The sequence below is a fragment of the Nannocystis pusilla genome (genome assembly GCF_026626665.1).
GTDB classification, from domain to species: domain Bacteria; phylum Myxococcota_A; class Polyangia; order Nannocystales; family Nannocystaceae; genus Nannocystis; species Nannocystis pusilla.
Map to the genome: position 1 here is coordinate 9,022,876 of NZ_JAPNKE010000002.1, position 24,356 is coordinate 9,047,231.

The window sequence follows — 24,356 nt, forward strand, 5'->3', positions numbered from 1 at the left end:
CTCGCTGCGCCGTCGGCGAGCGACATGGTTATCCGCGGAGAATTCGACAATGCGCAAAGCATCGATCGTCACCGTTTCTGTGTTCTCGCTGTTCGGCTCGCTCGCCGTCGCGGCCCCGCCGCCGTTCAACAGCCTCCCGACCTTCACCGACAATGGCACGACCTTGACCGCCGCGGGCAGCCTCAACGGCCTCGGCGGCGGCGACCTCGAGATCACGATCGAGGCGACGGGCACGGAGACCGTGGTCTGCGCCGACCCCGTGGGCGTGGATCCGCCGGCGCCGACGGAGGTCGTCCTGATCGGCTCGAAGGTGGTGACGGCGACGGCCAACACGCCCGTCGCGTTCGCCGACCTGGTGTCGTCGCTCCCGCCCGCGCCGGCCTGCGCGCTGGCCGAGGGCGAGGGGCTCGCCCCGCAGCACGACGTGAGCTTCACGAAGGCGTCGCTCAAGATCCGCCCGGTCCAGACGGACCCCATGCTGCCCCCGCTGAAGATGCTGCGGTGCATCCAGTGCACGTTCAAGGCGCCCAGCGTCGACGGCCCGGCGAAGCCGCAGCACTGCCTGAGCATGACCATTTGCTGACCCCGTAGCGGATCGCTGCGGCGTCGACGGTCCGCCCGAGGCGGGCTGTCTCGTGCGCCGCCTGGCTTGGAAAGGAGGGACTCGGGCGGGCAGAGGCCGACGCCGCCGAACCCGCCCGGCGCTGACATTCACCTGCTCGAAAAGACATGTCTTTCCGCGCCGCGGCCCGGCCACGCGCGCGGGGAGGCCCAGGCTCGCGCGCAGGCTCGTGCGCGCGGGAGGCCCAAGCTCACCTCAGGCTCGCGCGCGGGGAGGCCCAGGCTCGCGCGCAGGCTCGCGCGCGCGGGAGGCCCAAGCTCGCCGCAGTCTGGCGCGCGAGGAGGCCCAGCTCCGCGGCATCACGCGCGCGGGTCCTGCGTCACCGGCGGGGCGCCCCGACGCGGAGGACCTGTCGCGTCTCGCGTCGGTCCCGACGGACATGCTCTAGAAGACATGACCATCAGGCCATGCCCACGAGGACATGTCCGTGGGGACATATTCCCTCGCTCAGCGGACCGTGGCTCGCCGGCCGCCCTGCGCGCCGCGGCTCGGCGCCGCGGCGGAGCGCTGCTGCTGCGGGCGCGCCTGCTGAGCCCGCTGCTGCTGGCGCGGCTGCTGCGGCTGGCGCGATTGCTGCTGGCGCGGCTGCTGCGGACGGGCGGGCGCGGCCTCCGCGACCATGCCCGCGAACGGGTGGTTCTGCACGACCGGCACGCGGCGCTGGATCAGCCGCTCGATGCCCTTGAGGCGCGTCTGCTCGTCGCCGCTGCAGAACGACAGCGCGACGCCCTGCGAGCCGGCGCGGGCGGTGCGGCCGATCCGGTGGACGTAGGCCTCGGGGTCCATCGGCAGGTCGTAGTTGATGACGTGGGAGATCCCGCTGACATCGATGCCGCGGGCGGCGAGGTCGGTGGCGACGAGGACGCGGACCTCGCCGTCGCGGAAGCGGGACAGGGCGCGCAGGCGGGTGCTCTGGGCCTTGTCGCCGTGGATCGCCTCGGCGTGGATCTGGCCCTGCGCGAGCTGGCGAGCCACGCGGTCGGCCCCGTGCTTGGTGCGGGTGAAGACGATCGCCCGCGTGACCGCGCGGTCGCCGAGGACGTGGCGCAGCAGCTCGCGCTTGTGCTCCTGCGCGACCAGGTAGACCGACTGGGCGATGGCGTCGGGCGCCGACGCGACCCGCGTCGCCTCGATGTGCAGCGGGTCGCGCAGCACCTGGGCGGCGAGCGGGGCGATCTCGGGCGGCATGGTCGCCGAGAACAGCAGCGTCTGGCGCTGCTTCGGCAGCACGCCGACGACGCGGCGGATCGACGGCAAGAAGCCCTCGTCGAGCATGCGGTCGGCTTCGTCGAGGACGAAGAACTCGACCCGCTGCAGGCGGACCAGGCCCTGGGCCATCAGGTCGACCAGCCGGCCGGGCGTGGCGACCAGCAGGTCGACGCCGGCGCGCAGCGCCTGGACCTGGTTCTGCATGCCGACGCCGCCGTAGATCACCGTGTGGCGCAGGCCGCTGAAGCGCGCGTAGACGCCGATCCGCTCGCCGATCTGGGCCGCCAACTCGCGCGTCGGCGTCAGGATCAGCGCGCGGACACCCGCGTCACGCGGCGCCGGGCGCTGCAGCATCTGGTGGACGATCGGCAGCACGAACGCCGCCGTCTTGCCGGTGCCCGTCTGGGCGCAGCCGAACAGGTCGCGGCCGAGGAGGGCAGGGGGATGGCCGCCGCCTGGATCGGCGTCGGCGTGGTGTGACCCTCCTGGCGCAGCGCGCGGAGCAGGGTCTCGGACAGGCCCAGCGCGGCGAAGTCCGACGCGTGGGCAGGGGTAACGACAGGAAGGTTGTCTTGCACGGAAACGTTCTCAGGGGCCCTCGAGGGCCAGGTCTTCGCCCGGGCGGCGCGATGCGGCCCACGAGTCCGGGCCCGGAGGCCGATTCGGTCGGCTCGCCGGACACGTGGGGGTCGGCCGAAACCGAGGCACAAGGCGACCTCGCTCCGCGGACGAAGGACGCGCGGACGGGTACCACGCCTCGGCGGCCGACGCAACGACGCGGCACGGACGGCCGCGTCGCGGCTCAGCGGCGCTCGGTGGCGACGTTGACGACGATCGAGGAGCCCTTGAGGTCGGCGCCGTTGAGCGCCTCGATCACCCGGGGGGCGTCCTTGCGATTGGACATCGTGACGAAGCCGAACCCGCGCGAAGCGCCGGTCTCGCGTTCGGTCATGACGACCGCGTCGGCGACCGGGCCGTACGCGCTGAAGGCGTTGCGGAGGTCGCTGGCCGTGGTGCTGCTGCTCAGACTGCCGACGAACAGGCGGACCGGGATCGTCGCGGCGGAGCGCTCCTGACCCGGATTCTCGATCGCCCGCATCGCGTCCTCGATCGAGGGGAGGTTGCCCGTGACGTCCTCGGCGGTGGCGATCGGGATCTCCCGCGGACCGCGCTCCCGGCGGGCCTCGCGGGCCTGCGCCTTCTCTTGCTGCTTCTTGGCCTTGTTGGCCTCGCGGGATCGCTTCCCGGAAGAGTAGTAGTTGCTCACGTCTGGTCTCCCTGGTGAAGGTCGAGCGCGTGACAGCGGGAAGTGTGATATTTTTTCATGCGTCTCGAAGGTTGGCGGCGAACGGATCGCCAGGTCCGTTCAGCTTACGGCAAAAACCGCCGCGGCGCCCCCCATCTCGCCGCTGCCGGCGCCGGTCCGCCCGAGCACGCCCGTCTCGCCCCGGTGACGGGCGTTTGCGCCGCCAGCGTTCGCTTGCGCACACGCCCCGGACGCCGCCACGCGGGCGCTTCACGCGGGGCCGCGCGCCAGCGGGAACACGGCGACGGTGCACAGTCGGTTGCCGAGACGGTCGCCGATCGCGAGCGACCGCTGCTCGCGGGGCATGAGCCGCAGCCCGCGCAGGCTGGCGCCGGACGACCACACGCCGAGGTCGTGGTCGGCGACTTCGGCGTCGGTGGTGAACAGCACCAGCACCGCGGCCCCGTGCAAGATGTGCGGGTCGGCGGCCAGCTTGTCGATGTCCTTCCAGACAGGTCGCTGCAGCGCGCTGGCGTAGGCGCGGTTGGGCCCGCGCTCGTTGTGCTGGGCCACGACCTTGACCTCGAGCCAGGCGGCGTCGACCAGCGCGACCGCGTCCTCCGGGGCGAATAGACCGATCTGCTCGGCGGCGTCCGCCAGCGGCCGCCCACCTGGCGTGACGACCATGTCGCAACGGACACCCTCGCTGCGCCGCCGCAAGACCCGGTCGCGCGGGAATCGGACCTCGGCCGCGACGCCGTAGCCCGCGGCCTGCAGGCCCCCGCGCAGCACCGGGTGCAGCTCGAGCTCGCTGCGCCCGTCGAGGCCGCGGACCGCCTGCTCGAGCTCGACGGCGGCGGCGGCGGCCCGCAGGCCCGCCGCCAGCGCGTCGGCGAGGTCGTCCCAGCGCCAGTCGATCGCGGTCGTCGTCACGCGGGGCGAGCTTAGCGCTGCGACCCCGTCGCGCTCGCACCGGCCTCCGCGGCCCCGACAAACGCGGAGGACGTCGCCCTCGCCCCGTCGCCGAGGCCTGACTCACACGGCGCTGGGGTCGCAAGCCAGGTCGGCGATCTCGCCGTGCCGGAGGCCATCGCGGCGGCGACGGCCCTGACGCGCCGATCGCAGCTGCGCGAACGGCCCTCATCGACGATGCGGGCTCGTCGTTAGCGGTGACCAGGGAGCGCCGATCCCTCCGTCTCACGTCGCTAGCCGACGTCTGCGGGTCGCGGCACGGGAGCGCAGCAGTCGCTGCGAATCACTGCCACGCCGGGCTCGACCGCGAGGTCCGCACGCGCACGTGGGTGGGCCGGGGTTGGGATCACCTGTCCTTTCGGTCATCTGATTCGCGCCGCGCGGCCCGCCGGCGCTGTTGTGCGGAGCGCGCGCTTGCGACGCGCGACGGGCCTCGGCTATGCCTCGCGCTCCCCGACAGGAAGGTCCCCCCAATGTCCCTGCTGACCCCGGGCGCCGTGCTCCGCTACGAGATGGCCGACTTCGACGCCGCCGACAATTATGAATTCCAGATCCTCGAGACCGACGATCAGCTCGTGCTGTCGAGCGCGTTCGAGGACGGCGAGCCGGAGGCGGTGATCGCCTTCTCGAACGACAGCCTGGCCGACAGCCGCACGATCGCGGTGCTGTCGCAGGGGGCGTGGCTGTCGCACGCGCTCGAGCAGCCGACCCGCGACGACGAGTGCGAGCGCCTCGACGCCGACCTGCCGCCGTTCTTGCTCAGCCGGACCCAGCTGATGGAGCTGCGGGCCGGGGCGACGCGCCTGCGGCCGGAGTGGTCGCCGCCGGGCAGCGAGCCGGAGACGGTGACGTTGAAGGAGCGGATCGTGGTGGAGGTCGAGGTCGACGACGAGCCGCAGGAGTTCACGGCGCTGGTGGCCGCGGGCGACGGCGTCGAGGTGACGGTGATCGACGACGAGGCGTGGCCGCTGGTGGTCGAGCGGGTCGAGGGCGACAACTACTGGCGGCTCCTCGCCATCGAGCACGGCGAGCTCGGCGACGGCGAGAACGACGAGGACGACGACGACCTGCCGCCGCCCGAGCCCGCCGGCCCGCTGGCGGCCACCGGACAGATCGACAGCGACGCGTTCGTCGCCCTGTGCCAGCGCCTCGGGGTCGCCGGCATGGACATGGACTACCAGGGCTCGCGCTTCTCACTGCTCGACGCGGAGCGCAAGATCGTGATCTCCGCCGAGTACAAGATCGTCCTCGTCGCCATGCCCGGCGGGGTGCTCCGCCGCGCCCACGTGTTCGACCGCTACATCCCCGACCAGGTGCTGGGCCAGCTCGAAGGCGACGACCCGGTCGACCAACCCGGCAACCTGAAGGACGGCCTCGCAGTCGCCGAAAAGCTGGCCGAACGCGCCGGCGCCGACGTGCTCTACCCCGACGCGCTCGGCCCGATGTACATCGCCCTGTTCAACGTCCGCGCCCTCGCCGATTGATCGGCGCGAACACGCGGCACCTCGCGCGCGAGCTCTCCTCGAAGACGAGGCGACCTCGCGGATGAGGCGGCCTCGCGCGTGTGGTTTCGAGATCTCGCGTCACGCGGCGCATCCTCATCCACGCGCGCCGGGACGAATTGTTTCGCCTGGGGTCGCGCGGCATCGCGACGCTCCCGGCCCCGCGAGCCCGTGCGCTGCTCGCTCCGACCGCCCGCCGTCGCCGCGTGTATAGTCGCCCGCCTCGTGGCCGGCGACCGCCCCTTGACCCCTGCCGCGGCGATCGTCCTCGCCTGGGCCGGGCTCGCGCTCGTCAACGCCGGCTGCATCGCCGCCCGCGCGCTGCCCAATGCGGGCCTGCGGGTGCGCGCGCTCAATCACTTGTTCGACGCCGGCCAGCTGCTGTTCCTCGGCCTCGTCTGCGGCCTCGCGGTGGCTCTGTGGCTGCGGCTGGCCCCGCGGCGCGCGTGGCTGGCACCGCTGGCGCTGAGCCTCGTCGCCGTGATCCTCGCTCTGGCGATCGTCGCGCCCGACCTCGACAACTTCGCCCTCCGCCTTGCCGGCCGCGAGCGCGCCGGGCTCGTCGACGTCCTCTTGACCGTCGCGCTCGCCCAGGCCGTCCCGCTGGCGTACCTCCTCGGCCGGCGCATGGCCCGACCGCGCGTGCGCTGGCTCGCCGTCGCGGTCGCCACGTTCGCCGCGATCGTCAACACCCGGATCTTGCCGCTCGACTACCCGGGGGTGCACGCGTTCCTCGCCTGGACCGCGGCCACCGCCGCCGCCGCCGCGCTCGCCGGCATGCAGTGGCGCCGGCGGCTCTCGTCGGCGGCGGAGCGCGTCGTCGTGGGCGTCGCCGTGATCTTCGCGGTCGGCGCGGTCGTGATCGATCCGGGCAACACCGTCCGCGTCGAGCTCACCCGCCTCGACTCGGCCCTCCTCGCCGCTCACGTCCCGCCCTGGCGCGCCGAGGTCGACAATCTGCAATACGGTCACATCCCGATCCCGCCCGAGCTGGCCCCGTGGTTCGAGTGGAGCGCCGACGCCCCGCCGATCGCCGCCAGCGAGCCGCCGCTCTTGCCGCCCGACGCGATCGTCCTGTTCTTCACCCTCGACTCGATGCGCGCCGAAGTGCTGCAGAACCCGGCCAACCGCGCGCTGCTGCCGACGCTGCACCGCTGGCGCGACGCCGGCTTTTACGTCCCGCGGGCGATCAGCCCCTCGACGGTCACCCGCTTCACCCTCGCCAGTCTGTTCACCGGCCTCGAGGTCCCGCAGCTGAAGTGGGCCCGCGACAGCGCGACCCAGGGCTCGCTCGTCAAGGAGGAGCGGCCGCGGGTCGCTGACCTGCTGACCGCGCGCGGCGTCACCACCGTGCACGTCATCAGTCAGTTCGAGCTGGTCAATCACGTCAACAAGATCGGCCGCGGCTTCTCCGAGGAGATCGAGGTCCCGATCGCGCGCGGCGATCGCCTGGCCTACGCACCGGCGGTGATGGACGCGATCCTCACGCGATTGCGGCAGCACGGCGACGGGCCGCTGTTCCTGTTCAGCCACTTCATGGACGCCCACCACCCGTTCGACTCGGGCGACCGCAAGGGCCGCGCCTACGAGCGCCACGTGTCCGAGCTGGCCAACATCGACCGCGAGCTGGCGCGCCTCGACGCCTGGCTCGACGAGGCCGGGCTGTGGCCGCGCACGCTGATCGTGGTCAGCGCCGACCACGGCCAGGCGTTCGGCCAGCACGGCGTGCAGCACCACGGCGGCCCGCCCTACGAGGAGCAGTGTCGTGTCCCGCTGATCGTCATCGGCCCCGCCGTGCCCGCGCGCACGAGCCCGTGCGACCTGCCGCTGCTCGACCTCTCGCCGACCTTCCTCGACCTGTTCGGCCTCGAGGGCCCCGGCTGGTTCGTCGGCCGGTCGCTCGTGCCCGCGCTCCGCGGCGAATCACCCGCGTGCGGCCGCCCCGTCCTCAGCACCACCTGGGACGTGTTCGCGCTGCTCCTGCCCGAGGGGATCAAATTCTCGACAACCGGCGCAAGCGGACCCTCGAGGTCTACGACCTGAAGGCCGACCCGCGCGAGGCGTTCAACGTGTGCGACACCGACCCCGCCGGCTGCGACGCCCGCGTGGGCCTGCTGCGGCGCTACCTCGAGCTGCACGGGGCGATCGCGGCCCCGCGGTAGACATGTCCTATAAAACATGTCCGATGGGACTCGTCGGATCGCGCCGATTCTTCCACCGGGCCGCGGCGCTCAGGCGCGGAGGTCGCGGAGCGCGAACAGCCGCTCCAGCACCAGCCCGCGCTGGTCCGCGGAGATCCGCGCGAAGAGGCTCTCATCGACGATCTCGCCGTACGTCGAGCCGGCCACGAAGGCGGCCACTGCCCGCAGCTCGTCGTGGTTGCCGGGCGACAGGACCGGCTCGAGCGCCTCGACGGCCGCCACGAACGCGCGCGGATAGGCGACGAAGTTGTTCGGGCCGTCGGGCAAGCGGAGGTCGAGCTCGGGCCCGTCGAGCAGCGACGAATCGACGATCGCGCAGCCGCGCAGGTCGACGCGGGTCGCCGCGGAGGCGGTGAGGTTCACCGTCCGGAGCGCGCCGGTGAAGGTGGTGTCGACCAGGGCGCACCGGCTGAAGTTGGTCCTGGCGATCTCGCAGCGGGTGAACGCCACGTCGTGGAACGAACACTCCGAGAGCTCGGCGCTGGCGAGGGTGCAATCGACGAAGGTGCAGGCCCGGAACGCGCAGCGAGAGAACGCGCTGAACAGCCGCCGGCCGACGGAGAGCCGCTCGAAGGCGCAATCGACGAAGCTCGTGCGCGTGGCGTTGACGCCGTCGAGGTCGCAATCCACGAACACGCAGCCGCGGAACGTGGGCCGGGTCCAGAACGACCCGAACAGCGGGGCGCCGAAGTCGACCCGCTCGAACCGCAGCCGATGATTGTCGCGCAACGGCCAGGCCGAGCGCGGGTCGAGCACGACCCCCTCGACCCGGACGACGCCGTCGCGATCGCGTGGGGTGGCCTCGATCAGCCGCGCGAGCTCCTTCGGGCGCATCGGTTCGCCCGCGAAGGTCGCAGCTCGCCGAGGGCCGCGTCAACCTCGGCCGAGGACCCGCAGCACCGAACCCTCGGACAATTTCCGTCGAGCCCCTCGCCGAGCCCTTGACAGGTGCTTCTCCGGGTCGTAGTTAACCAACAGGTTTCATAACCGAACGGTTTAATGAAGAAGATGCCGGCCAGCGACCTCGACGCCACCTTCGCCGCCCTCGCCGACCCCACGCGGCGGGCGATCCTCGCCCGCCTCGCGCAGGGGGAGGCGTCCGTCTCCGAGCTGGCGGCGCCGTTCGCCATGAGCTTGCCGGCGATCTCCAAGCACCTGCGGGTGCTGCAGCGCGCCGGTCTCATCAGCCGCGGGCGCAACGCCCAGCAGCGGCCGTGTCGGCTCGAGGCGGCGCCGCTGCGCGAGGTCGCCGAGTTCACCGCACATTACCGCAAGTTCTGGGAAGAGAGCTTCGACCGCCTGGGCGAGTACCTGCACGAGCTGCAGGCCGACGACAAGAAGCCGCGGCGCAAGCACTGACGGCGCGCCCTACCCATCATGAGTCACCCCGGGCGCTCGCCCGGGCCCCCGAGTATTTGTCCGACTGCACGGATTGCACCGACGACAAGGAGAACGCATGCCCGCGAATATGTCCCGACCCCCGAACCTGCCAGCGACCGCGAGCTGGTGATCACCCGCGTCTTCGCCGCTCCGCGCGAGCTGGTGTTCAAGATGTGGACCGAGCCGCAGCACGTGGTGCGCTGGTGGGGCCCGCGCGGCTTTACCACCACCATCCGCGAGATGGACGTGCGCCCCGGCGGCGTGTGGCGCTACGTCATGCACGGGCCGAATGGCGTCGACTACGACAACCGGATCCGCTACCGCGAGGTCGCCGCGAACGAGCGCCTCGTCTACGACCACGACAGCGACATCGACGACGACCCGCGGGGGTTCCACGTGGTCACCGAGTTCCGCGCCCGCGGCGAGCAGACCGAGGTCGTCATGCGCATGCGGTTCGCCTCGGTCGCGGCGCGCGACGAGGCGGTCAAGTACGCGGGCGACGGCGCGAGCTCGACCTTCGACCGCCTGGGCGAGCTGCTGGGCGACCTCGAGGTCGAGTTCGTGCTCACGCGGACGTTCGCCGCCCCGCGCGAGCTGGTCTACCGCGCCCTCACCGAGGCCGAGCGGCTGGCGCAGTGGTGGGGGCCGAAGCATTTCGAGATGCAGTCGCGGCGGCTCGACCTGCGCCCCGGCGGCCACTACCACTATTGCATGCGCGCGCCCGACGGCGGCGAGCTGTTCGGCAAGTTCACCTACGTGGAGATCGATCCGCCGACCCGCCTGGTCTTTACCAATGCGTTCGCCGACGCCGAGGGCAACACCGTGCGCCCGCCGTTCGAGGACGACTGGCCGCACGAGATCTTGCACACCATCACGCTCACCGAGCAGGACGGCAAGACCACCGTGATGCTGCGCGGCGTGCCCCACAACGCCACCCCGGCCCAGCGCGCGACCTTCCTCGCCGGCCACGAGTCGATGGACGGCGGCTACTCCAGCAGCTTCGCCGAGCTCGCACGCCACCTCGCCGCGGGCTGATCACCGCGGGCCCGGATCGTCGGTCCCGTTCTGCTTCACCGTGCCCAAGGAAGGGGCGCGGCCCGGCGGGACGAGGACCCGCCGGCGCACCGGGCGTGGAGACACGGAGGTGTCCACGCCCGGCGCAGCGGTGATCTCGCGTGAGGTGCCGAACAGGACATGTCTTTATAAGCATGTCCTTTGAACAATGTAGGAAAAGACATGTATTGTCGAAGGACAGGCGACTCGCTCAGTGAGCAGCGCGCCAGGCCTCGATCTCGCGCAGCAGCGCAGTGTCGGCCGGTGAACTCGAATTCTTCAAAGCCTCCGCGGCCACGGCGGCCTCGCCGCGGGCGCGGATCGGGCTCTCCGGCCACAGCGCGCGGGCCATGTCGAAGTGGGCGCTGGCGATCCGCTCCGGCGTCAGCGGGCGCGGGGCCGGCGGCAGCGTCGCGGCGCGACCCAGCGCTGCGACGGCCGCGGTTCGTTCGCCGCGGAGCAGCTGCACGTGGCCGAGGGCGCGCAAGATCGCCGCCAGCTTCGGATCTTCGGCGCCGAGGCGTTGCTCGGTCAGCTCGAGCGCGTGGGTGTAGTGATCCGCCGCGAGCTCGAGCTGCTCCCGGGCCTCGGCCAGGCGGCCGCGATCGAACTGCAGCGTTTCGAACTTCGGGTGGCCTGCGGGCAGGTGCGCGTTCCAGATCGCCTCCGCGCGGCCCAGCTCGAGCTCCGCCGTGTCGAGGTCGCCGGCCTCGCGCGCGGCGTCGGCGAGGTTGCGGTGGGCGCTGGCGACGATTTCGTGGTCGGCGCCGTAGGCGGCCTGGCGGATCCGCAGCGCCTCGATCAGCAGGCGGCGGGCCTCCTCGTGGTGGCGCTGTTCGAGCGCCAGATTGCCGAGGCCCGTCAGCGTCTCGGCGACGTCGGGGTGATCGGGCCCGAGGATCCGCAGGCGGATCGCCAGCGCCTCGCGCAGCGCCGCCTCGGCCTCGGCGTGGCGCCGCAGGTCGGCCAGCGCCTCGCCGATCTGCGACAGCGAGAACGCGGTGCGCGGGTGGTCGCGGCCGTACGCGCGCAGGCGGATCGCAAGCCCGCGCTGGAACAGCGCCAGCGCCTCGTCGGCGCGCCCGAGGTCGAGCAGCGCCGCCCCGCGGTTGTTCAGCGGCACCACCACGCTCGGGTGCGACTCGCCGAACGCCGCGCGCAAGATCTCCTCGTCGCGCGCGAACGCCTGCATCGCCTCGTCGACGCGGCCGAGGTCGCGCAGGGCGATCCCGCGGAGCAGGTGGACCCGCGCCAGCTCGAACGCGTCGGGGCCGAGCGCTCGCTGCAGCGTCGTCAGGGCCCGCTCGAGGGCGATCAGCGCCTCCGCCGGGCGGCCGGCGTCGCTCAGCGCCTCGCCGCGGCGCAGCTCGAGCTGGGCCAGCGGGACCTCGCCGAGCTGGCCGCGCTGCAGCGCGTCCTCGGCGTGGTCGAGCCACTCCTCGGCGGACGCGAACTGGGCCCGCCGCGACGCCACCTCGGCCAGGGCGATCGCGGCGCGGAAGCCCAGCTCGTCGTCGCCGCGGCGGATCGCGCCGTGGAACGCGGGGTGCAGATCGTCGGCCGCGAGGTCGAGCTGCAGGCCGGCCAGCGCCGCGCGCCCGCGCCAGTAGCGGGCCTCGTCCTTCAGGACAGGTTCCGAAAGACCTGACCCTTCGGACATGACCGATTGTGCCGACGCGAGCGCCCGCGCGTCGTCGCCGGCCGCCATGGGCGCTGACGTCGGCCAGACGGGCCTGCAGCGCCGCGGTCTCGCGACCGGCGACGCGCACCTCGGCGGCGCGCGGCTGCAGGCAGCGGTCGGGCCGCGGCAGCTCGCGCACGGCCGGCAGGGCCCGCTCGGCCGCGGCAGGATCTGCCAGCACCGTGAGCAGCGCCTCGAGCTCGCGCAGGCGATCGCGCAGGCACGCGCCGCGGCGGTCGAGCAGCTCGCTCGAGGCCTCGTGACGGATGTGCGTGGCCACGCAGGCCTGTTCGGCGGTGCGGGCCCAGCGAGCGGCGTAGGCGTCGAGCTCGGCGACCAGCGCCGGGGCCGACGCGCGGGCGTAGGGCAGCGGACTGCGGGCGAAGCTCGTCAGCAGCGCGTCGCGTCGGCCCGGGCCATAGACCTCGCCGACCCCGGCCGCCGCGGCGCGACAGTCGATCTGCGCCGGCTGGACCAGCGCAGTGCCGGCCGCCACGGCCACCAGCAGCGCCGCCAGCCCGGCGACTGCCTTGTGCGTGCGGTACGGGTCGCGCGCGAGGGCGGCGAGCAAGGCGGTGAAGTCGGGGTGACGCGCGCCCGGATCGATGTGAAGGCCCTTCTCGACGGCGCGGCGGATCGTCGTCGGCACGCGGTCGTGCGCCGGCGCGGCCGGGCGACCGCGCAGCAGCGCGCCGCGGATCTGCTCGACCGTGGCGCCGGGGAACGGCCGCTCGCCGTAGAGCGCCTCCCACAGGGTCACGCAGTAGCTGAACTGATCGCTGCGCGCGTCGGTCGGCGTGCCGAGGAATTGCTCGGGCGACATGTACGCGGGCGTGCCGACGAAGCCGCCGTCCTGGGTGAGCAGCAGGCTGGACACGCGCATGTCGCCGAGCGCGTCGAGCTCGGCCTGGCGATCGATCGGCGCCGCCAGGCTGAAGTCGAGCACGCGCGCGCGGCCGTCCTCGCCGACGACGATGTTGTCGGGCTTGATGTCGCGGTGGACCACGCCGCTCGCGTGGGCCGCCTGCAGGCCCGCGCCGACTTGCATGAACACCGCCAGCACCGCCCGCCAGTCGCGCGGCGCGTCGGCCAGCCACTCGCGCAGGGTGCGGCCGTGGACCAGCTCCATGGCGATGTAGATCCCGCCCTCGACCGGACCGACCTCGTAGATCTGAACCACGTTCGGGTGCGACAGCCGGGCGAGCGCCTGGGCCTCGCGCTCGAGGCGGGAGGTGCCGAGCTCGTGCTCGCCGGGGTACTTGTCGCTGAGGACCTTGATCGCCAGGCGGCGGTCGAGCTTGGCGTCGTACGCGGCGTAGACGACCCCCATCGCGCCTGCGCCGAGCTCCCGCAGGACGACGAAGCGGCCGATCCGCGACGGCGCGAGCAAAGCCTCGACAGTGTCGCCGCGGCCCGCAGGCGCGACAAGGTCTCCGAGCGCGTGTGCGTCGGTTGCTGCGCCCGGGGTGACGCGGCGACGAGGGTTTGTCCGCGAGGCGAGGACGGACGTCGACGTCGTCTACGCCGCGCGGCGACCCGCCGGAGCCCTGTTACACTGGCGCCGTGACCCATGCTTCGCTGCTGTCGGCGGACCTCCGCGCGCGCCGGGTGAGGCGGCGTTCGCTCGCCGTCCTCCTGTTCGTCCTCCTCGCCTTCAGCGCCGCGCTGGGCCGTCCGGTCGAGCCCGCTGGCGGCGTGCTCGCCGAGTCGGCGCTGCTCCAGGCGACCGCCGAGGCGCCGCCGATCGAGGTCGAGGCCCCGCCGACGCTCGAGCAATTGCAGGCTCGGGTGGCCGCCGTGCTCGCGCGAGAGGGCGTCCCCGGCGTCGGCCTGGCCGTCGTCGATCGCAACGGCGTCCGCTGGGCCGGCGGCGTCGGCGTCGCCGACCTCGCCACCGGCGCGCCCGTCGGCCCCGACACTCAGTTCCGCGTCGCCTCGATCACCAAGAGCTTCGTCGGCCTCGGGGTCATGCGCCTCGTCGAGCAGGGCCGCCTCGACCTGGGCCGCCCGCTGCGCGAGTTCATGCCGGACATCGCGCTCGCCAACGACTGGGAGGCGAGCTCGCCGATCACCCTCGCGCACGCGCTCGAGCACACCGCCGGCTTCGACGAGATGCGCTTCAACGAGTACTTCGCCGCGGACGACGCGACGGCGCCGCGCGACGCTCTGGCGATCAACCCGCGCTCGCGGGTGGCTCGCTGGCGGCCCGGCAGCCGGCCGTCGTACGCGAACCCGGCTACACGGTGGCCGGCCACGCGATCGAGCTCGCCACCGGCGAATCGTACGAGGCCTACCTCGAGCGCGAGGTGCTGCGCCCGCTCGGCATGCCGACGGCCCGCTTTCGTCGCACCGCCGAATACGCGGACCGCCTGGCCACCGGCTATCACGAGCCCGGCCGTCCGGCGGTGTTCCGCCCGATCTACCACGCCCCGGCCGGCGCCTTGCTGGCCTCGCCGCGCGAGCTCGGCCAGCTGGTCCACTTCTGGCTGCGGCGCGGCGAGACCGGCGGCCCGGCGATCGTCGGGCCCGAGTCGCTGGCCCGCATCGAGCGGACCGAGACGGTGGCGTACCGCACCACCGACACCAACTACGGCCTCGGCAATTACGGCGACGTGATCCACCCGGCCCGCGGTCGCGGCCACGACGGCGGGCTGCCGGGCTTCCTGTCGTGCTACCGCTATTTCCCGGAGCTCGGGGTCGGGTACGTGATGCTGCTGAACAGCACGCATTCGCTGCAGGCGTACCTCGAGATCCGCGCGCTCCTGTTCGGCTACCTCACCGGCGGGCGCACGGTGGTGCCGCCGCCCCCCGTCGAGCCGGACCCCGAGGCGATCGCGGCGCTCACCGGCTATTACGGGTACGCCAGCCCGCGCGTGCAATTGTTCGGGTTCGCCGAGCAGGCGACCCTGGGGATCTCCGTCCGCCCCGACCCCGCCGGCATCGAGGTCGAGACGCTCACCGGTGGCCGCGCGCAGCTGGTCGCGACCGGGGACGGCGGCTTCCGCCACTGGCGCGAGGGTGGTACCCCCATTCGCCTCACCCGCGGCGACGAAGGTCGGCGGATCCTCGTCGGCGGCTTGGCCTACTTCGAGGAGGGCTCGTACACGTGGGCCCGCGCGCGCCTGCTGCTGCTCGGCGCGGCGATGCTGTTGCTGCAGGCCGCCCCGCTGTGGGCGCTCGGGTGGGCCGTGCTGGCGCCGATCCGCCGCCTGCGGGGCCGCGCGATCGCCAGCGGTGAATTCGCCCTGCACGCCTGGCCGGCCGCCGCCGGGCTGGCGTGGCTCGTGCTGCTCCTGGTGTTCGAACACATGGCGCGCGCCGAGGCGTACGGCACCGCCAATCTGCTGAGCGTCGGCGTGTGCGTGGGCAGCCTGGTGTTCGCCGCCTGCTCGGCGGCCGCGGTGGCCGAGGTCGTGCGCGCCGGCGTGGCGGGGACCGTGCCGCTGGTGCTGCGCCTGGTCCCCAGCACCGCGGCGATCGCCAGCTTCGGCATGACGCTGTGGTTGATGTTCCACGGCATCATCGGCCTGCGCATCTGGGCCTGGTGAGCGCGGAGAGCCCCGGGCCTGTCGGCGTCCCCGAGCAGGCCCGGCGAATGGTGGGTGTGACGATCGTGACGAGACCGAACGGAGGGCGCTGCGAGGGCGCCCTCCGCCGTGGACCCTTTACTTGCACTGCTGAGTGCGCGGCACGCAGCCCTCCCATTCGCCGCAGTGGCAGTCGTAGTTGCCCGGGCACGGGCCGCAGGTCGGCTCCGGCTCGCAGTAGCCCTTGATGTCGTTGATCTTCCAGGTCGAGTAGTAGTTGCTGGCCGCGTACGCGTACGACTGGCAGGAGGACGTCGCGCTGGACAGGGTCGAGTACGAGCCGCAGCCGACCGAGAGGCCGGTCTTCGGGCCGCAGCTGTGCGTCGTGGTGATCACGCCGCAGGTCGCGTAGGTATAGGTCTGGATCGTCTCGGTGGTCGCGTTGCAGGCGTTGTTGTAGGTGACCCCCGCGTTGGCCTGGACCGCGTTGCACGAGCTCGGGCCGGCCAAGGCGGTGTGCGTCAGCTGGGCCTGGCAGCGGAACGACGTCTCGTCGCTCGGGGCCACGATCTCCGCGTTCTCCATGTCCACGATGATGGCGCGGATCTCCGCCAGCTGGGCCTGCGACGTCTCGCTGCCCTCGGCCTCCGCCGCGATCGCCAGGTGCTCCTCGGCCGCGTACAGGCTGGCGAGGCCGTGCAGCTTGCCCGGCGCGCCGACGCCGACGAACTCCTCCACCCCGTCGGCGCCGATGCGGCTCCACAGGCCCTGATCTTGCTCGACCCAGCCGTCGCCGAGGCCGAGCTCCGCGGGCGTGCGCAGCGTCGATTGCGACTCGGGGGTGGCGCCGCCTTCGGGGGCGTCACAGGCGGACAGAGTGAGCGCCGAGGCGGCGGCGCAGAGGAACGAGAGGGCGAAGACGTTACGGATGTGCTTGTGCATGGTGACCTTCGGGGCGATCGCTGATGTTCCAAAAAGGAGTCCCGACGTCCGACCGCCATGGTCGAGCGAGGATCGACGTGGGAATGCCCACAGTCGTCGGGGCTCGTTCGTGCCGGCCCGGCGGAGCGTCCGGCTTCACGAGGGGGTTGCTCGGCCGCGACGATTCCTGACACATCCAATCGGATTTTTTCGGCGACGCTCGCGGCGCGCTTCGGGGTCGGGCGGACCCGGTCACCGCGACGCGCAGGTCAGGTCTGAAGCAGGACCGAAGCGAATCGCGTAGCGATCGTGCTCACGGCGACGAGGCGAGGTCCGACGCTCGCGAGCGATCGAGGATGCGAGCGAATGAAAGTGTCTGAAAGAACATGTCGCGATGAAAGCGACTGAAAGGGCACGTCGTGCCGGACGCGTCGGGGCTTGAATTCGAGCGCCCGGGGCCAGGCATCCTCGACACCGCGAGCTGCGTCTGCAGCAGGCCAGCGACGACAACCTCGACTGCGCCGAATTCCTGTTCTGGATCTTCCACGACGAGACCGAGCGCCGCGAGACCAGGCAGCTCTCGCTCCGGATCCGCCGCGCCGACTGCGAGCACGAGCGGACATTCGAGAGCTTCGAATCCAGCTTCGACCCACTTGGGGCAGCAAGCCCAAGGCGGCGGCTCGCGCATCATGGTAGCTCGCACCGGGCGCGATGTCACGCCTCACCGCGCCCGCAGGGGCGGACAACTTCCGGTCCGGCTCGGATCGGCCTGGGCGTGTACGTGGCTCGAGGCCCGCCTGAAGCGGCGCGTCCGATGCCCGGCGTATTGCGACGGGGTCCGCTCCCTGATAAAGAGCGCTGATGAAGAAGATGGCGCTGGTCGTGATGCTCTCGGTCGCGTGTGGTTCGGACAGCGACCCGCTGGCGACGCACACCGGAGCGGTTAATCCCTCGAGCGGCGGGCCGGGCCCCTCGAGCGAGCCGCCGGGGACCAGCGGCGAGCCACCGGGGACCAGCGGCGAGTCGACCGGCACCACGGGCGGTACGACCGAAGGACCGACGACCGGCGCCGACACGACCGGCGGGCTCGTGCCGTCGCGCGAGCTGTGCGAGCTGTACCTCGCGTGTCTGGCAGTGACCCAGCCCGAGGCGTTGCCGGCCGCGCAGACGGGCTTCGGCGCCGACGGGACGTGCTGGGACGGTCCGCCGGACCAGGTCGAGCAATGCATCACCGCCTGTTACACGGCGCTCGGCGACTCGCACGAGGCGTTCCCCGACGAGCCGAAATGCATGCAGTGCACCGACAATGCCGACTGCGTGGCGGGCGAGCGCTGCGTGCTCGGCGGGTGCTACACGAGCTACTGCGGCGACGGATTGGTCGAGGACGACGAGATCTGCGACGATCCGTCGGATCCCAACTGCGACAATTGCTACTCGTACGATCAGGAGTGCAACCCGTTCAGCAACGCCGGGTGCGCGCCAGGAGACTTCTGTATCCCGGGCGTCTTCACGACCTGCTCCCCGGAGCCGGCGTCGGGCCCGGGCGATGGTCAGGTGTGCGACTTCGAAGGCAGTTTTTTGTGCGGGGAGGGCCTCTACTGCGTCCCTATCGTGGGGTGCCCCGGCGAGGGCTGTTGCACGCTCGTGTGCAACGTTCAGGAGCCCGACACCTGCCCGAAAGGTCGCGTGTGCCAGAGCGTCGGCTTCAGTAATTACATCGGCGCCTGCTTGCCGCCCGAGTGACGGCCCCGCGGTTCTGCCGCGTATCCCAGCGTGAAGCCGTACCGGGTGCCCGATGCGGCATGGGCCGCGCGCCGGGGCTTGAATTCGAGCGGTCGGGGCAGGCGCTGCGGCGAGTTTTTGCCGGAGAGAACCCACACCGGCCTGCAGGTCGGACTGCGAGGGTGGCGCACTCGGGGCGGACGTGACGTGCTGGCCTGCAGGCGCGTGGCCATGCTTCGTCGCGACATCGTCCTGCTGCGGAGGTGTTTGAGGGCCTCGGCCCGGTCGCATCTTGATACGGGCGGGGGCTGAATAGATGCGCGTGCGACGAGCGACTGTGTCGGGGTTGATCATGGCGACCATGGCGTGTGATGTGGACGACATCCCCCGGGCGGATCTGTCCGACGAGGTGAGCGTCCGCGAGCTCGAGATCAACGGGTTTCGGCTCAACGGATTCCGCCTCAACGGGTTTCGGCTCAACGGATTTCGGCTCAACGGATTTCGCCTCAACGGCGATAGCGGCACCGGCGATTACATCGACCTCGAGATGTTCCAGCTCCACCAGGGCTGGACCGTGACGAACGCGTGGCTCGAGGGCAGCGAGCTGCGGGTCCAGACCTCGAGCGGGGCGACGCTCGTCGGGACCCAGCTCGTCGGCGCGATCTTGCATTTCGGCCTGGTCGACGGGGCGCCGAAGAAGCGCAAGGTGAAGATCGCCGGGGCGACGGCGCAGCCCTCCGGGCTATGGCTGTACGACCTGCAGATCAAGGACGACGTCGGCGCCTGGGAGCCGCTGTGCATGAACGCTTTCGGCGGCGCGACGCAGGCGATCCTGGTCGGCGAGGTCTGGGACCCGGTGACGGGCGACCGGGTGCCGATGGACAGCGGCCTGGTGACGCTCGCCTGTCGCGACGCGGCGATCGGCAAGTGCGCGGATTGGGGCTATCACCCGTGGGTGTGGCCGGACCACCATCAGGCGTGCACGCGGATGGTCCGCGCCGATTACTGCGGCGACGGCGAGTCGCACACGATCGACGGCATGGTGATCCACGTGCTCGACGAGATCGGGGTCGAGAACCCCGAGCCCGGCACGAGCTACGCCGTGGAGGCAGAGTGGGGCCCCGACGGGGCGACCTGCCTCGACCTCGCGCACACCCGGCTCGCCGCCTCGACTTTGGCCTGCGAGCCGGCCGCCTGCGGCGAGTCGTTCGCCTCGGGCGGGCTGATCCAGTCGGGCGTCACGGTGCCCTGATTCGCGGAGATGTCGGAGTCACAGGCACAGCCCACGGCGATCGGGCCCTTCGTCGTCCTGCGCAAGCTGGGCGAGGGGGCGATGGGGGTGGTGTACGCCGGCTACGACCTGGCGCTCGACCGCAAGGTGGCGCTCAAGCTGGTGCGCCCGTCCTTGCTCGACAACGAGTCGGTGCGTGAGCGGATGATCCGCGAGGCCCAGGCGATGGCCCGCCTGTCGCACCCGCACGTGGTCCAGGTCTATCAAGTGGGGCCGCACGAGCGCAGCCTCTACATGGCGATGGAGTACATCGAGGGCGAGACGCTCGGCAGCTGGCAGCGGGCGCACCCGCGGACGTGGCCGGCGGCGCTGCGCACCGTCTGCGACGCGGGGCGCGGGCTGGCGGCGGCGCACGCGGCGGGGCTGGTCCACCGCGACTTCAAGCCCGACAACGTGCTGGTCGACGCCGACGGGCGGGCGCGCGTGGTCGACTTCGGGCTGGTGCAGGCCGGCGCGGGCGAGGAGCGCGAGCTCGAGGACGAGCAGACCGAGGAGCCGGTCGAGCAGTCGACCTTGCCCATGGGACAGGTGAGCGGCGAGCGCTCGGGCGGGGTGCGCTGGTCGGCGCGGCTGACCCGCCGCGGCAACGCGCTCGGCACCCCGCTGTACATGTCGCCGGAGCAGCACTTCGGCCAGCCGGTCGGGCCGTGGTCCGATCAATACAGCTTCGCGTTGACGCTGTACGAGGCGCTGTACGGCGAGCACCCGTTCTGCGCCGATTCGTGGGAGGGCATCCGCAAGCAGATCCGCGTCGGCACGGTGCCGCCGCCGTCGCCGGGCTCGCCGGTGCCGTGGCGGCTGTTCAAGGTGATCCAGCGCGGGCTGGCGTACCGGCCGGAGGACCGCTGGCCGAGCCTGGCGGCGATGATCGCGGCGTTGGAGCACGACCCGTGGCGCCGGCCGCTGGCGGTGACCGCGGTGGTCGGGCTGCTCGGGTTGGCGTCGGCGATCAGCTACACGGCCGCGAGCCGTAGCCAGGAGGCGCCGCGCTGTCAGGCGGCCTTGCACGAGCTGGCGGGCGTGTGGGACCGCGGGCGCGCCGACGCGGTGGCGGCCGCGTTCGCGGCCACGCAGGCGCAATTCGCCGGCGAGGCGCTGGAGCGGGTGACGGGCCGGCTCGACGACTACGCGCGGTCGTGGACCGACGCCAGCCGCGAAGTGTGCGAGGCGCACGCTGTCGGCAGCCAGACCGGGAGGATGATCGACCTGCGGAGCGCCTGCCTCGGCCGGCGCAAGGCGCACCTCGCCGCCCTCGTCGACGTGCTCGCCGCCGCCGACCGCGACGTGGTGGAGCACGCGGTCCAGGCGGCCGCGGCGTTGCCGAGCATCGGCGCGTGCTCCGACGCGGAGGGGCTGCTCGGCGGCACCGCGCCGCCCGACGATCCGCGCGCGGCGGCCCGCGTCGAGGAGCTGCGCACCAAGACTGCGCGGGCGGCCGTGCTCGAGGCGACCGGGCAATTCGAGCCCGGGCTGGCGCTGGTGGCCGGGGTGCGGAGCGAGGCCGACGCGGTCGGCTACGGGCCGGCGATCGCCGAGGCGGCGCTGGTCGAGGGTCGGCTGCAGGTGGGCGCGGCCGATCCGGCAGCGGCCGAGGCGGCGCTGGTGCGGGCGATTCGCCTCGGGATCGCCCACGACATGCACGCGGTGGCGGCCGAGGCGGCGGCGCTGCGGATCTTCGTGCTCGGCGAGGGGCTGAACCGGCGGGCGGAGGCGCTGGCGGCGGAGGTGTTCGCGGAGGCGCTGGTCGAGCGGGCCCACGACGACGGGCGGCTGCAGGCGCTGCTGAGCAACAACCTCGGCGCGGTGCACGACCTGCAGGGCGACATCGACACCGCGCGCGACTACTATGAGCGCTCGATCGCCGGGCTGGGGCGGCGACCGGGGCCGCCCGATCCGCTGATTGCGATCACCCACAACAACCTCGGCAGCATGTACCACGAGCGCGGCGACTTCGTGCGCGCGCGGGGCCACTATGAGTTGTCGATGCAATTGTTCACGGCGATCCTCGGCGACGGCCATCCGTTCGTGGCGCACGCGCTGGCCGGGCTCGCCGACGCCGACGCGGGCGATGGGGCGCTGGAGCGGGCGCAGGCCAACTACGAGCGATCGCTGACGCGCATGGAGGCGGCCTACGGGCCCCGGCACCTCTATCTGCTGCAGCCGCTGACGGGGCTCGGGCGGGTCCACGCGCGGCTCGGGCGGGCCGCGGAGGCCGAGCAGGCGTTCGCGCGCGCGGTGGCCATCGCCGAGGCCCTGAAGCTCAGCCACCCGCTGCTGGCGCAGGCGCTCGAGGGCCTGGGCGAGCTGGCGGCGCAGCACGGCGAGGGCGCCCGCGCGGCGTCGTTCTACGCGCGGGCGGCGGAGGTGTGGACGGCCACCGGCGATGTCGAGGCGAGCCAGCGGGCTGTCCTTCGGGACAGGGAGCTGACGGGCGCGCCGACGAGCGAGCGCTAGCGATCGCGTCGACGATCCGACGGTCACTTCGCCCGTCCGAGCGGCCGAGTTCGTCGCGCGGACGTCCGGACGCGAGGCCCGAATCGGAGCGCGGCGCGGCGACGCGGTCGAACTTCGTTCGATCGCCATCAATGAAAATTGAGGGTGACGCGCAGCACATGTCGAGCATCCTTGTCCGCAGATCGGCTGCACCGATCTTTGAAAGCACCATGCGACACATCCTCGTATTCGCGCTCGCGTCGACGATCTCTTGCGGCAACCCCGATCCCTCCGAAGGATTCACGGAGACGGCGTCGGGAGGCGAGACGACGAGCTCCGGCGACAATGGCGGCACCGCGAGCGACAGCGCCGGCGTCACCGACAGTGACAGCGGAGAGTCGGTCAGCGAATCGGCGTCGACGTCGATGCCGACCACGACGGCCGGCGACGACGCTGCGACCAGCGGCCTGCCCGGCGATCCGAGCGACTTCGACCCGAGCGGCGAGGGGCCGGACGGAGGGAGCGACGAGGGCGACCCAGGCGGCAGGGACGAGGAAGGCGACGAGGGCGGTCCGAATGACGACGGCGGAGGCGAGGACGGCGGAGGCGACGGCGGCGGTCCGGATGACGGCGGCGGCGAAGACGATGGCGTGGGCGAAGACGACGGCGGTGGCGACGGGGGCGAGGACGGCGTGGGCGAAGACGACGGCGGTGGCGACGACGGCGGCGGTCCGGATGACGACGACGGCGGCAATGGCGACGACGGCGATCCGAATGACGATAGCGGCGACGGCGATCCGAATGACGATAGCGGCGACGGCGATCCGAATGACGACGGCGGCAATGGCGACGACGGCGATCCGGATGACGACGGCGGCAATGGCGACGACGGCGATCCGAATGACGAAGACGGCGGCGGCTGGGACGACGACGACGACGATGACGACGGTGGCGGCGGCTGGGACGACGACGACGACGACGATCATGGCGGCGGAAAGCACGACCACGGCTGTTGAGACGACGACGAGCGATGCCGTCGTTCGTCTGCGCCGTGGTCGGTCAATCCGGCGGCCCCTTCGCGGGCCGGCTCACTGCGGGATGATGCCGCAGCTGTCGACCTCGTTCGGGACGCAGCCCATGCAGTCCCAGCGGAACTTGTCGATGATGCCGACCGTGTCCCACACGTTGTCGCCGAGGTCGAACACGGAGATGGCGATCGTGAAGGTCTCGCCGGGCGCGGCGGAGCCCTTGGCGGTGTACCAGCCGGTCGCGGCGCCCTCGCCGTCGCCGGGGAAGCCGGTGCCCGCGAGCAGCGGGTCGCCGGGGAGGATCGTCATGTACGGGTCGAGCGCGGTGACCGTCAGCGGCTGCTCGTCGATGAAGGTGACGTTGCCGGTGAAGGTCTCGCTGGTCGACCACACGATCAACATGTCGTTGACCGTCGCGTTGACGTAGTTCGGCCACTCCTCGGTGAAGTACGCGAAGTCGAGCAGGTAGCCGTGGGTGCCCTGCGGGACCTCGAGGTCGAACGACATGTAGAACACGTCGTAGGCGACGCCGGCGCCGATGCCGTTCCACTGGTTTGCGATCGTGTCGGAGCAGTCGTGGACGCCGTCGCAGTTCATGAAGGGCGTGCCGCCGGCGCCGTTGTTGCTGCCCACCTCGTGGTGCATGACGCCCGGCAACTGCATCAATTCGCCAGGGTTGCCGTTCGGCTGGGTGTCCTGGCCGTTCTGCTCGACGAGGCCGCCGTCGCCCTCGAGGTTCGGGAAGGTGCCCGAGCCGATCACGAGGAACCGCGAGCCCTCCTTCGGCGCCCAGGCCCACTGGTTCGGGTCCATCGGATCTTTCGCGGTGCCGAAGTGGGTGGCGACGCGGTAGCTGCTGGTGTCCGGCGCCATGATCACCGGGTTCTTGATCGGGATCGCCATCGCCTTGTTGTCCGAGCAGTTGAGGCCGATCGCCTTGAAGATGTCGTCGCCGGCCTCGTCGCACGGCGGCTGCGTCGCCGGCGCCTGACACTCGTCGATGTCGCCGGTGGTCCCGTTGCCGGTGGTCGTGTCGTCGGTCGTCGACGAGGTGCCGTCGGTCGTCGTCGCGTCGTCGGTCGTCGTCGAGGTGTCGTCGGTCGTCGTCGCGGCCTCGGTCGTGGTGCCGGTCGCGGTCGCGTCCGCGGTGGTGCCGGTCGGCTCGGTCGCCGACTCCGAGTCGCTCATCGTCCCCGAAGGGTCGGTGGTGCCGGTGGTCGGGTCTTCCACGCCGGACGTCGACGTCCCGGGGAGGGTCGGGTTGAGCGTGGTGATGTTCGCGGTGTCGGAGATCGATGGGCCGCCGTCATCACCACAGGCGGTCAGAGTGAGGGTCAAGCAAGCAGAGAAGGTAAGGGTTCGTGGTTGACGCATGTCGGTGTCGCTGCCGTCTCGCGTGGAGGCCGCTCGTCATGAGCGGCCGGCGAGATCGTCACGTCACCTTAGCCTGCTTTGAAGCGATCCATCTGTCGTCCGCGCAATCTCCCGATGGAGTGAGATCGCGGTGAGGGTATCTCCGTGATGGCGACCCGGGCGAGTGACTTCGCCGACTTCGCTCGAGTCGCCGC

The 24,356-nt window shown here is 72.0% G+C and carries 17 protein-coding genes and 2 pseudogenes; 9 read left to right on the top strand and 10 right to left on the bottom strand.

The annotated features are described in order from the left end of the window. Positions 1-49: 49 nt before the first annotated feature. Positions 50-583 carry a hypothetical protein gene (locus OV079_RS39860; RefSeq protein WP_267774902.1) on the top strand — a complete coding sequence of 178 codons (534 nt, stop codon included), beginning with the start codon at positions 50-52 and terminating at the stop codon, positions 581-583. Positions 584-1,069: 486 nt separating this feature from the next. Here OV079_RS39860 and OV079_RS59410 read toward each other — a convergent pair whose 3' ends face one another. The 3 genes from OV079_RS59410 to OV079_RS39875 form a co-directional block, all read right to left on the bottom strand. Further along, positions 1,070-2,251, bottom strand: coding sequence for a DEAD/DEAH box helicase (locus OV079_RS59410; RefSeq protein ID WP_267778759.1), 1,182 nt, complete (start codon positions 2,249-2,251; stop codon positions 1,070-1,072). Between the two features lie 382 nt (positions 2,252-2,633). Beyond that, positions 2,634-3,098 (bottom strand): RNA recognition motif domain-containing protein, encoded by a 465-nt coding sequence (locus tag OV079_RS56600; protein WP_267774903.1) that lies wholly within the window; start codon positions 3,096-3,098, stop codon positions 2,634-2,636. Between the two features lie 249 nt (positions 3,099-3,347). Next, complete coding sequence (locus OV079_RS39875) at positions 3,348-4,010, bottom strand: hypothetical protein (protein ID WP_267774904.1); 663 nt, start codon at positions 4,008-4,010, stop codon at positions 3,348-3,350. 512 nt (positions 4,011-4,522) lie between these two features. Here OV079_RS39875 and OV079_RS39880 point away from each other — a divergent pair. Both OV079_RS39880 and OV079_RS39885 read left to right on the top strand, forming a co-directional pair. Then, entirely contained in the window at positions 4,523-5,533 is a 1,011-nt protein-coding gene (locus tag OV079_RS39880) for a hypothetical protein (protein ID WP_267774905.1), read from the top strand. A gap of 243 nt (positions 5,534-5,776) precedes the next feature. Continuing rightward, positions 5,777-7,594 carry a sulfatase-like hydrolase/transferase gene (locus tag OV079_RS39885; protein ID WP_267774907.1) on the top strand — a complete coding sequence of 606 codons (1,818 nt, stop codon included), beginning with the start codon at positions 5,777-5,779 and terminating at the stop codon, positions 7,592-7,594. 188 nt (positions 7,595-7,782) lie between these two features. On the opposite strand, the gene OV079_RS39890 is transcribed toward OV079_RS39885, so the two are convergent. Next, positions 7,783-8,586 carry a pentapeptide repeat-containing protein gene (locus OV079_RS39890; protein WP_267774908.1) on the bottom strand — a complete coding sequence of 268 codons (804 nt, stop codon included), beginning with the start codon at positions 8,584-8,586 and terminating at the stop codon, positions 7,783-7,785. A gap of 174 nt (positions 8,587-8,760) precedes the next feature. Between OV079_RS39890 and OV079_RS39895 the strand changes: the two genes are divergently transcribed. Together OV079_RS39895 and OV079_RS39900 are read left to right on the top strand one after the other, a co-directional pair. After that, positions 8,761-9,111, top strand: a complete 351-nt coding sequence (locus OV079_RS39895) for an ArsR/SmtB family transcription factor (protein ID WP_420829580.1) — start codon at positions 8,761-8,763, stop codon at positions 9,109-9,111. A 147-nt stretch (positions 9,112-9,258) separates the two neighbouring features. Then, entirely contained in the window at positions 9,259-10,167 is a 909-nt protein-coding gene (locus tag OV079_RS39900) for an SRPBCC domain-containing protein (RefSeq protein WP_267774911.1), read from the top strand. A 229-nt stretch (positions 10,168-10,396) separates the two neighbouring features. Here the strand turns inward: OV079_RS39900 and OV079_RS39905 are convergent, their stop codons facing one another. Together OV079_RS39905 and OV079_RS59415 are read right to left on the bottom strand one after the other, a co-directional pair. Next, entirely contained in the window at positions 10,397-11,845 is a 1,449-nt protein-coding gene (locus tag OV079_RS39905; protein ID WP_267774912.1) for a tetratricopeptide repeat protein, read from the bottom strand. Positions 11,846-12,485: 640 nt separating this feature from the next. Beyond that, positions 12,486-13,196, bottom strand: a pseudogene (locus OV079_RS59415) (serine/threonine-protein kinase); the annotation flags it as partial. A gap of 467 nt (positions 13,197-13,663) precedes the next feature. Here OV079_RS59415 and OV079_RS39915 point away from each other — a divergent pair. Further along, positions 13,664-15,414: pseudogene (locus OV079_RS39915) on the top strand (serine hydrolase domain-containing protein). 117 nt (positions 15,415-15,531) lie between these two features. Here OV079_RS39915 and OV079_RS39920 read toward each other — a convergent pair. Together OV079_RS39920 and OV079_RS39925 are read right to left on the bottom strand one after the other, a co-directional pair. Beyond that, positions 15,532-16,335 carry a hypothetical protein gene (locus OV079_RS39920; protein WP_267774914.1) on the bottom strand — a complete coding sequence of 268 codons (804 nt, stop codon included), beginning with the start codon at positions 16,333-16,335 and terminating at the stop codon, positions 15,532-15,534. Positions 16,336-16,627: 292 nt separating this feature from the next. Further along, a complete protein-coding gene (locus tag OV079_RS39925; RefSeq protein WP_267774915.1) occupies positions 16,628-16,927 on the bottom strand; it encodes a hypothetical protein in 300 nt (99 codons plus the stop codon). Positions 16,928-17,175: 248 nt separating this feature from the next. Between OV079_RS39925 and OV079_RS39930 the strand changes: the two genes are divergently transcribed. The 3 genes from OV079_RS39930 (at position 17,176) to OV079_RS39940 (ending at position 21,781) form a co-directional block, all read left to right on the top strand. Then, positions 17,176-18,057, top strand: coding sequence for a hypothetical protein (locus OV079_RS39930; RefSeq protein ID WP_267774916.1), 882 nt, complete (start codon positions 17,176-17,178; stop codon positions 18,055-18,057). A 340-nt stretch (positions 18,058-18,397) separates the two neighbouring features. Then, positions 18,398-19,288, top strand: a complete 891-nt coding sequence (locus OV079_RS39935; RefSeq protein ID WP_267774917.1) for an ADYC domain-containing protein — start codon at positions 18,398-18,400, stop codon at positions 19,286-19,288. Positions 19,289-19,297: 9 nt separating this feature from the next. After that, complete coding sequence (locus OV079_RS39940; RefSeq protein WP_267774919.1) at positions 19,298-21,781, top strand: protein kinase domain-containing protein; 2,484 nt, start codon at positions 19,298-19,300, stop codon at positions 21,779-21,781. A gap of 128 nt (positions 21,782-21,909) precedes the next feature. On the opposite strand, the gene OV079_RS39945 is transcribed toward OV079_RS39940, so the two are convergent. Both OV079_RS39945 and OV079_RS39950 read right to left on the bottom strand, forming a co-directional pair. Beyond that, positions 21,910-22,746: a hypothetical protein gene (locus OV079_RS39945; RefSeq protein WP_267774920.1), complete on the bottom strand. Its 837-nt coding sequence runs from the start codon at positions 22,744-22,746 to the stop codon at positions 21,910-21,912. A 102-nt stretch (positions 22,747-22,848) separates the two neighbouring features. After that, positions 22,849-24,126 carry a hypothetical protein gene (locus OV079_RS39950; protein WP_267774921.1) on the bottom strand — a complete coding sequence of 426 codons (1,278 nt, stop codon included), beginning with the start codon at positions 24,124-24,126 and terminating at the stop codon, positions 22,849-22,851. Positions 24,127-24,356: the final 230 nt, after the last annotated feature.